At 66.5% G+C, this 7195-nt stretch carries 8 protein-coding genes; 1 reads left to right on the forward strand and 7 read right to left on the reverse strand.

Annotated features, from left to right (window positions below; translation table 11 throughout):
- Window positions 1–139: 139 nt before the first annotated feature.
- The 6 genes from AC3IFE_RS32730 to AC3IFE_RS32755 all read right to left on the reverse strand — a co-directional run bounded on the left by AC3IFE_RS32730 (window position 140) and on the right by AC3IFE_RS32755 (window position 5397).
- Window positions 140–1372: an MFS transporter gene (locus AC3IFE_RS32730; protein WP_301737059.1), complete on the reverse strand. Its 1233-nt coding sequence runs from the start codon at window positions 1370–1372 to the stop codon at window positions 140–142.
- A 171-nt stretch (window positions 1373–1543) separates the two neighbouring features.
- Window positions 1544–2377 (reverse strand): shikimate dehydrogenase, encoded by an 834-nt coding sequence (aroE, locus tag AC3IFE_RS32735; protein WP_301737232.1) that lies wholly within the window; start codon window positions 2375–2377, stop codon window positions 1544–1546.
- Window positions 2377–3597, reverse strand: coding sequence for a CaiB/BaiF CoA transferase family protein (locus AC3IFE_RS32740; protein ID WP_301737058.1), 1221 nt, complete (start codon window positions 3595–3597; stop codon window positions 2377–2379). Before AC3IFE_RS32740 ends, aroE begins: the two co-directional genes overlap by 1 nt.
- A complete protein-coding gene (locus tag AC3IFE_RS32745; protein WP_089471457.1) occupies window positions 3597–4055 on the reverse strand; it encodes a MaoC family dehydratase in 459 nt (152 codons plus the stop codon). The genes AC3IFE_RS32740 and AC3IFE_RS32745 overlap by 1 nt, the downstream gene beginning before the upstream one ends.
- Window positions 4056–4057: 2 nt before the next feature.
- On the reverse strand, window positions 4058–4450 hold the full coding sequence (locus AC3IFE_RS32750; protein ID WP_089471456.1) for a VOC family protein: 393 nt from the start codon (window positions 4448–4450) through the stop codon (window positions 4058–4060).
- Complete coding sequence (locus AC3IFE_RS32755; protein WP_489194470.1) at window positions 4447–5397, reverse strand: ketopantoate reductase family protein; 951 nt, start codon at window positions 5395–5397, stop codon at window positions 4447–4449. The genes AC3IFE_RS32750 and AC3IFE_RS32755 overlap by 4 nt, the downstream gene beginning before the upstream one ends.
- Before the next feature lie 81 nt (window positions 5398–5478).
- Here AC3IFE_RS32755 and AC3IFE_RS32760 point away from each other — a divergent pair, with 81 nt between their 5' ends.
- Window positions 5479–6399 carry a LysR family transcriptional regulator gene (locus tag AC3IFE_RS32760; protein ID WP_089471724.1) on the forward strand — a complete coding sequence of 307 codons (921 nt, stop codon included), beginning with the start codon at window positions 5479–5481 and terminating at the stop codon, window positions 6397–6399.
- A 163-nt stretch (window positions 6400–6562) separates the two neighbouring features.
- On the opposite strand, the gene AC3IFE_RS32765 is transcribed toward AC3IFE_RS32760, so the two are convergent.
- Complete coding sequence (locus tag AC3IFE_RS32765) at window positions 6563–7144, reverse strand: TetR/AcrR family transcriptional regulator (RefSeq protein WP_301737056.1); 582 nt, start codon at window positions 7142–7144, stop codon at window positions 6563–6565.
- Between the last annotated feature and the right edge of the window lie 51 nt (window positions 7145–7195).

A 7195-nucleotide genomic window follows, 5' to 3' on the forward strand; every position in this document is an offset into this window, starting at 1 on the left:
CGGATCATGTTCGATGTGCAGTCGATAAGCCATGGCGGAAACCGGAACGGTAGGGAGAGGATTACGCTAACACGAATGACGGGTTCGGAAAGAACGGGGCGATCGCACTGACCGCCGAGCCGTCGTTGCCCGCCGCAACTCACCGCCCATCCACCGCCCGCGCCGGAACCGCTGCCACCCCCAAATTCGCGCCACCAATTTTCGGCAACCACGCAAACGCGATCATGACCAGCGTGACGCCCACGACGAGCATTGGCGCCACCATCGGCCACGCACCCGACTGATAGCGCGGTTCGGTGAAAACCGCCGCCGTCTGACCCACGCTGAAAGCGAAGAACATCATGATGAAGCCGGACCACGATACCGCGCGGCCGGCAAGATGAGGCAGCCCGCTGACCGCGCCAGCCTGCCCGCACGGCTGATGGATCCCGTGGCCGAGGCAATACACGCCATGCCCGACGAGCAGCGGCCAGATGCTGCCGGGAAAGAGCGCACACCCCAATGCCTGGATCACCGCCCCTGAAAGGCTCAACGTCGCGCCTTGGCGCACCGTTCGCAGCATGCTTTGACGTCGCAGCAACTGCCGGCAACCAAAGGTACTCAGGACATAGACGAGCGTCCCGCTCGCCGGGATCCAGCCGTATCGCTCGGGCGAGATGCCGAGCTGCCGGATGTAGATCGTCGGAGAAAGCAGCAGAAAACAGAACATGCCGGCGTACGTCGACGCGGCCAGCAGCGTCCATACCCTGAACGGGGCATTGCCGAATATCTCGCGCACGTCCCCGGTCGAGTTCCGGCGCGGCGCGATTCTGGCGGCGCTTTCCTCGAAGCCGTACCAGCACATGACCAGCAAGCCGAACGCATAGAGGCTCATCCCCGCGAGTACCCATCGCCAGCCGGCGTGCTGCGTGACATAGGCACCGACGATCGGGGCGAGGAACGCCATCATCCCCATTCCCATGAAACCGCGCGCCATCACGTACGGGCCGTCGCCCGCCGAATACCGGTCGCGCACCGTCGCACGGGCGCATACCAGGATCGCGGCCATGGCGAAGCCCTGCATCGCCCGCGCCGCCACCAGTATCGCGGCCGTTGACGCAAGTGCTGCCGCCAATGCACTCAGCGCATAGAGCGCCAGACCGGTCAACAAGACGGGACGACGGCCGATTCGGTCGGAAAGACCGCCCATCGGCAACTGTCCGACACCGAATATCAGCGCGAAAACGGTGAGGCTGACGCTCGCGGAGCCCAGCGTCGCGGCGATTTCAGGCAGCGCCGGCAGGTAACTGTCGGTCGCCACCGGCTGGGCCGCCAGCAGCAGCGGCAACATGAGCGCGAAGTTCAGGCGTGCGGGGCGCGTGGTGTCCGGCATGACGGTGTTCGGCACGGTCTCGGGCGTGGGAGGAGGGCGGCGGCAAGACAACGGCGCTCGGCGCGGCGCGTTCGTATGGACGCGTCGAGTCTATCCGATCGCGCCTGCCGCTCTTGTCGCGCTCGACGCTGTCGCGCATCGGGATCGCCTGCATGCCGATCCATCGCGTGTTCAGTCGAACGGCACGGCCAGCCGGTCGATCACCGAACTGGTCGCGGGGCGCACGCCGCGCCACCATGCGAACGCCTCGGCCGCCTGCTCGACCAGCATGCCGACACCGTCCGCGATCCCGTGCACGCCGGCGTTTTTCGCGAGCCGGAGAAACGGCGTGAGCCGCTTGCCATAGGCGAGTTCGTAGGCGGTTCCCTTCGGACTGAACACGCTCGGCGGCACAGGCGGCAGGTCGCCGGTCAAACTGGCCGAGGTCGCATTGACGACCAGGTCGAAACGTCCCATCCGCGCGAGGTCCGCGTAGCTGCCGGCCACGAGCGGGCCGCGCCCCGCGACCTGCGCGGCCAGTGCGCGCGCCTTGTCGACGTCGCGATTCGCGATTACGAGTTCCGCCGGGCCGGCTTCGAGGAACGGCAACAGCGCGCCGCGCGCCGCGCCGCCCGCACCGAGCACCAGCACGCGCTTGCCGGCCATCGGCAGATTGAGGTTCGCTTCGATGTCGCGAACCAGTCCGATGCCGTCGAAGTTGTCCGCCAGGATGCGGCCGCCGTCGAACTTGAGCGCGTTGGCCGCGCCCGCGAGCTGCGCACGCTCGCTGCGTTCGTCCGACATCGCGAACGCGTCGAGCTTGAACGGCGCGGTGACGTTGATGCCCTTGCCGCCGCCCTCGAAAAACGCACGCACCGTGGCAGCAAAAGCGCCTGCCGGCTCGAGCGGGCCCTCGATCGCGGTATAGCGGAGGTCCTGCTTCGTCTCTTGCGCGAAGAGGCCGTGAATCAGCGGGGATTTCGTATGTCCGATCGGATTGCCGATCACCGCGTATTGATCAGTCATCATTGGCTCGCTTTCGAATAGAGGACACCGTCTGCCTGCATCGCGTCGATTTCGGCCGCATCGAACCCGAGAGAGCGTGCGACTTCCGCGTTGTGCTGCCCGAGATCGGGCGCGACTTCGCGAATCGTCGTATCGCAATCGGAAAACCGGAACGGCAGGTTGGGCAGGCGCAGCGTGCCGTAGCGCGGATGCTGCTGCTCGACGACCATGCCTCGGGCCTGGATCTGCGGATCGTTCAACACCTCGTCGATGCGCTGTACCTTCGCGCACGGAACGTCGATGCCGTCCAGCAGGTCCAGTACCGACGCGACGGAACGCGCGGCCACCCACGGCTCGACCACCGACAGGATCTCCGTACGGTGCGCGTTGCGCCCGGTGCTGTCGTGAAACCGCGTGTCGGCGCCGAAGCCCGCCGGGCCGCCGTGCGTCTCGATCAGCGCGGCGAAGCGCTTCCACGCGTCGTCCACCTGCGCGGCGATCACGAGATCGCCATCCGCGGCGCGGAACACGCCATAGAGGGTCGACGTCGGCATGTCGTGCCCGGTCTGTTCGGGCAGCACGCCCTTCAGCGTGTAGCACTGCACCGCGTATTCGTGCATCGACACCAGCGTGTCGTACAGCGCCATGTCGACGTGCTGCCCGCGGCCGCTCTTCACGCGCCCCAGCAGCGCGGCGTTGATCGCCGCGACCGCATGAATGCCGGTGTACATGTCGCCGAGCGAAATGCGCAGCAGCGGCGGGCGCTCGCCCGGCGTGCCGACCATCTGCATGATCCCGCTCTTCGCTTCGGCGATCAGCCCGAAGCCTGCGCGATGCGCATCGGGACCGGTGTGGCCGTACGCCGAAATCGAGCAGTAGACGAGGCCCGGATTGCGCGCCGACAGTTCTTCATAGCCGAGCCCGAGCTTGTCCAGCGCGCCGGGCCGATAGTTCTCGATGAAAACGTCGGCGGAGTCGCACAGCCGCTGCATGAACGCCTTGCCGCGCGCATCCTTCATGTTCACGCTCACGCCGCGCTTGCCCATGTTGAGCTGCAGGAAGTAACCGCTTTGCTGGTCGTCGAGCACGGTCGCGTGCTGGCGTCCGGCGTCGCCGGCGCCGGGGCGCTCGACCTTGATGACTTCGGCGCCGAGCGCCGCGAGACAGCGGCCGACATACGGGCCGGCGAGGAAATGACTGTAGTCGACGACGCGAATGCCTTCGAGGGGACGTGCCTGCATCACAGTGCCTCCGGACGGCGCGGCACCATCAGCCGATGTTCGCCGCGTTGAACGACCTGCCCGTCCTGATTGATCAGTTCCGACGGCAGCACGACGATGCCCCAGTCCGGGCGGCTCTTGCTGGCCCGCATCGAGCCGACGCGGAACGTCACGTGCAGCACGTCGCCGACCTTGATCGGCAGCAGGAAATCCCAGGTCCAGCCGAGCGACATTCCCGGCAGGAAGCGATAGTCGCTCTGGGTCTTCAGGCCGTCGGCCACGGACAGCCCGAACAGGCCGTGCGCGACGAGGCAGCCGAAATGGCTGGCGTTCGCGTATTCCTCGTCCACGTGAACGGGCGTATGGTCGCCGGTGAGGTCGGCATACGCGAGAATGCGCTCCTTGGTCACGCGATAGGTCGGGCTCGTGCAGGTGTCGCCTTCGCGGGCGTCGTCCCAGTATTTCTCGACGATCGTCATGGTCATGCCTCCGCGCGCGGATTGATGGCCAGTGCCTGCGCGACGCAGGAAGCCGGCCGGGCCTGAATCAGTTCGACGGCGAGCCCGTCGGGCAGGCGAATCCAGTTGCGCCCCTGCGGCATCTCCGTCACGTCGAATCGCCGCGCCGCGGCCAGCGCGGCCTCCAGGTCCTCGCACATCACGCCGAGATGGGCGAGCCGGCCTTCCGGGCCGTCATGTTCCGGCGCGTGGATGAACTGCAGGCCGCCGAGCGTCCAGTACTGCCGCGGCGCGTCGAGCGTGCCGTCCACTTCGCGCAGCGTCATGCCGAGCACGTCCTCGAAGAAACGGATGTGCCAGTGGATGTCCTTCACCCAGATCGCAACGTGTTCGAGATAGGCTTTCGTGGCGCTCATGCGGCTGCCTCCTCGCGTTGGCGATCGGCCATCGCGCGCTCCAGCCCCTTGATGCAGGCGACGAGCGTGGCATTGACGGGGGTCGGCACGCCGTAGCGCTGCCCGCAGCGCACGACCGAACCGTTGATGAAGTCGATCTCGGTGATCGAGCCTTTCTCGAGGCTTTGCAGCATCGAGGTCTTGAACGCGGCCGGCAGCCCCTCGGCGGCGAGCGTCCAGGCCTGTTCGGGATCGGTCATCGACAGTTTCACGCCGGCCGCCTGCGCCGCCGCGATCGCCTCGGCGACCGCCGCGAGCGACGTCGCCTTCAGCAGCGGCTCGTCGTAGAGCTGCCCGTAGGTAAGGCCGGTGAGGCCCGTCAGCGCGCCGGTCGCGACATTCACCAGCAGCTTGTCCCACATCGTGCCGACGATGTTGTCGCTGATCGTCGTCGCGAGGCCGGCGGCATCGAACGCGGCGGCGATCGCCCGCACGCGCGGCGTGATGCGGCCGTCGAGTTCGCCGATGTAGGTGTATTTGCCGATCACGCCGGATTCGATATGACCCGGGCCGCGCAGCACGCCGCCGACGTAGGTCTTGCCCGCGAGGACGCGCTCGCGGCCGACGGCATCGCTCAGGATGTCCTCGTGGCCGAGGCCGTTCTGCAGCGACAGCACGACGGTATCGGGCCCGACCAGCGACAGGGCGCCGCGGATGGCCGCGTCGGTGTGGAACGACTTGACCAATACCACGACCACGTCGGCCGTGCCGACTTCGGCAGCCTGCGTCGTCGCGTGCACGCGTACCTGCCGGGTGCCGTGCGCGTCGTCGACCCGCAGGCCGTCACGGCGCATCGCATCGACGTGCGCGGGCGAGCGGTCGATCAACCAGGTCTCGTGACCGCCTTCGGTAAGGGTGGCGCCGATCGCACAGCCCAGTGCGCCAGCTCCCAGAATCGCGATTTTCAATGGTGTCTCCTTGACGTATGGCCTCACGATAGGAGTCGTCGCTCATGTCGACAATGCAATGGATACAATGGCGTCATTGCCCTGGACAATAATGCGACGATGCCCGCCGATCTGCCGGACCTGAAGCTGCTTCAGCTATTCGATCTCCTGTACGACGTGCGCAGCGTCACGCGCGTCGCCGAGCAACTCGGCCAGAGCCAGCCGACGGTCAGCATCTGGCTCGGCCACTTGCGGGAACACCTGCACGATCCGCTTTTCATCCGCACGCCCGGCGGCATGGCGCCGACGCCGCAAGCCGACGCGCTGATCGGGCCATGCCGGGAAATCCTCGAATCGTTGCGGCGCTTCACCGCGTGGGAGATCGCGTTCGACCCCGCGACCGCCCAGCGACGCTTTCGCATCTGCATGACGGACGCGAGCCACGTCACGCTGCTGCCGCGGCTGCTGGCCCATGTCCGCGCGCAGGCGCCGGGCGTCCGGCTGGAAGCCGCGCGGATCGACGGCAATACGGAGCGGGCGCTCGAATCCGGCGAAGCCGATCTCGCGATCGGCTACGTGCCGTGGCTGGGTGGCGGCATTTACCAGCAGAAGTTGTATGACCAGGACTGGATTTGTCTGGTGAATCGGCATCACCCGAGGATTCGCGGCCGGCTCGGGGTCAAGCAGTATCGCGCGGAGGGGCATGTCGCGATTACAGCGGGAACGGGGGCGCAGCTCCTCGAACAGGCGCTGCGGCAGGCGCGCATCGAGCGGGACGTGGTGCTGGAATTGCCGGGTTTTCTGGGGTTGGGGGCGATCGTTCAGACGACCGACCTGATCACGACGCTACCTCGTCATATCGGTGAGATGCTGGCCCAGGCCAACGATCTGGCGGTTCATGCGTGCCCGATTCCAGTCGAGGGTTTCGCGGTGCGGCAGCATTGGCACGCACGCTATCACCACGAGGCCGGCAACCGGTGGCTGCGCGGCGTGGTGATTCGACTGTTCGGGGCATCGCATTGATCCGTGGCTTCGGCGTTCGCGACGGAGGCTGGAAATCTCGTGGCTTTCAGGCGTTTCCAGTTTCGTGATTGCGCTGATACCGAACCGGCGCGGCTTCACGACACCGGACAATGTCCCCGTGATCGGCGGAAGGCACGACGCGTCACGAGAACCTCGGGGCGGATCACCCCTCGGAGGCGCCCCATCCTTGGCTGCTGACGTCTGCCAGCGCGTCGAACACGGCCGGCGAGCGTTCCAGACGCGCGATCGTGCGGGCGCCTTCGAGCGCGGCGACCAATGCGGCCGCGGCTGAGGATGCGCGCGCGGAAGCAAAACCGCACCCCCTGAAATGCGCCGCGATCACCTCGGTCGAATCGGCAAACCCCCGCGCGACCCGCTCGGTCAGCTCGGCGTCGAGCGCGGGCAGTTCGTTGGCCAGGTTTTGCATCAGGCACCCGTACTGGAAATCGGCGGCAACCATTTCGGCTGCAAATGTGCTGAAGAGCCGACGCACGAAATCCAGCGCATGACCGGTCGTTTCGGCCGAGATGTTCTGCAAGACGGCCATTCGATTCGTGACGTACTGATCGATTGCTTCTTCCGCGAGCTGGGCCTTGCCGCGGGGAAAGTGAAAGTAGAACGACCCCTTGGGCGCACCGCTTTCCTCGAGGATCTGGGTCAGTCCGGTCGCGGTGTAGCCCTGGATGCGAAACAGCCGTTCGGCCGTGGCAATCGCGCGAGCGCGAGCGTCAGTCTTGCGTGTCATGGCGGAAAAGTACCACGTTTGGCTTGACCCGACTATGGCACATGGGCGATC

Source organism: Burkholderia sp. APQ4-4ca, assembly GCF_057837105.1.